The sequence below is a fragment of the Moorena sp. SIO3I6 genome, from assembly GCF_010672095.1.
Genome location: NZ_JAAHHU010001439.1, coordinates 1 through 1276 on the forward strand (window position 1 = coordinate 1; position 1276 = coordinate 1276).

Below are 1276 nucleotides of genomic sequence, written 5' to 3' on the forward strand. Positions count from 1 at the left end.
TACCGCAACTGCACCGTCAGGAGTAAAGTTGAAGTAAATTCGCACAGTCACTGACTGGTCTGTGTGCGGACGATGTGCTTCTAGATTGCCAACGGCCATATAAAAGCCATTTTGCACCAAATTTTTAGGCATACGGATTGCTACTGAATCCCCGACCGTGGCAGATTGCTGGGATGCTGGCAGATGCTGCTCCCGTTCAATATGCAGCCTCAATCCTCCCTTAGTCACAGCCAAACTGCCATCACTTTCTTCTCTGAGAACAGACCAACCAGGGTCAAAGTAGCCTTTGCCACTATTGCTGTGGTGCAGTTGCTGATAAAATCCTACATCTACTCCCAGGATGGTATTGTTCTCCAAGTCTACTGGCGCAGCTTCAGTATCTGCTTCCGGTGCGAGAGTATCTCGCATTGAGCCGTTGTAATAAATACCATAGAGAAAACTCCGCAGTTGCAGACTGATATATTTTTGCTGCATATCTTCGGGCATCCGTTGAAAACGTTCCACAGCTTCGGCTGGAATTTCCAACGGTTTGTAATCTGAATGGTGAATAGAGAAGTCTGATTGGATTTTTACTTTGTTAACAATATCGTCTAGAACGTCTAGTAATTGCTGATTGGTGACTTGGGATAGTTGAATTGCTCTAGAATCAAGTAGTTGGATCATGCTTTAGTAGGGAGTAGGGAGTAGGGAGTCGGGAGTCGGGAGTCGGGAGTCGGGAGTAGTAGGAAAGACTTCTGAAGATGTTATTGGAAATGCTATATAGCGTTGATCGCAGTTATGAGGTAAAGTCTTCTTTGACACTGATTCCCTCAAAACCTTCTTTACTATTGCCTATTGCCTATTGCCTTTTGCCTTAAAGGGATAAGCAATGTCGTTCAAACGTCGCTGAGAATTGCTATGTCTTAAACAGCGGAAGGACGGAGTTGGATTAATTCAGCAATAGCAGGGCCAAAAATTGTGGGCATGGATTTTTCTGGACGACACAATAAGGTCTTGGCAACCTGGAGCATGGCAATCCCGGCATTACCAAAGGATTTTTGGTACTCAATCATCGCCCGAATTCGTTGAATCAAACCAAAACCGGTAAATTGCACTACTGTCCGCAAGAAATCAGGTCGGTATTCTAAAATTTCTGGAAAGGTTTCAAAATACCCTTTGGTTAGGGCAGCAATGGAAGGCTGGAGCTGCTCCAAGGGGGTCATGGCTAAACCTAGGGATTCTTCAATACTTAAAGATTTACTGATCACCAGGCTACTCAGCCAGATTTGGACATAGC

The 1276-nt window shown here is 44.8% G+C and carries 2 protein-coding genes and 1 pseudogene; all 3 read right to left on the reverse strand.

The window, feature by feature from the left end:
• Positions 1 to 663, reverse strand: a 663-nt coding sequence (locus tag F6K49_RS50065; RefSeq protein ID WP_293110284.1) for a T3SS effector HopA1 family protein, incomplete at its 3' end; no start/stop codon positions are given.
• Between the two features lie 3 nt (positions 664 to 666).
• On the reverse strand, positions 667 to 801 hold the full coding sequence (locus F6K49_RS50070; RefSeq protein ID WP_293110287.1) for a hypothetical protein: 135 nt from the start codon (positions 799 to 801) through the stop codon (positions 667 to 669).
• Positions 802 to 902: 101 nt separating this feature from the next.
• Positions 903 to 1276 (reverse strand): annotated as a pseudogene (locus F6K49_RS50075) (aminoglycoside phosphotransferase family protein); the annotation flags it as partial.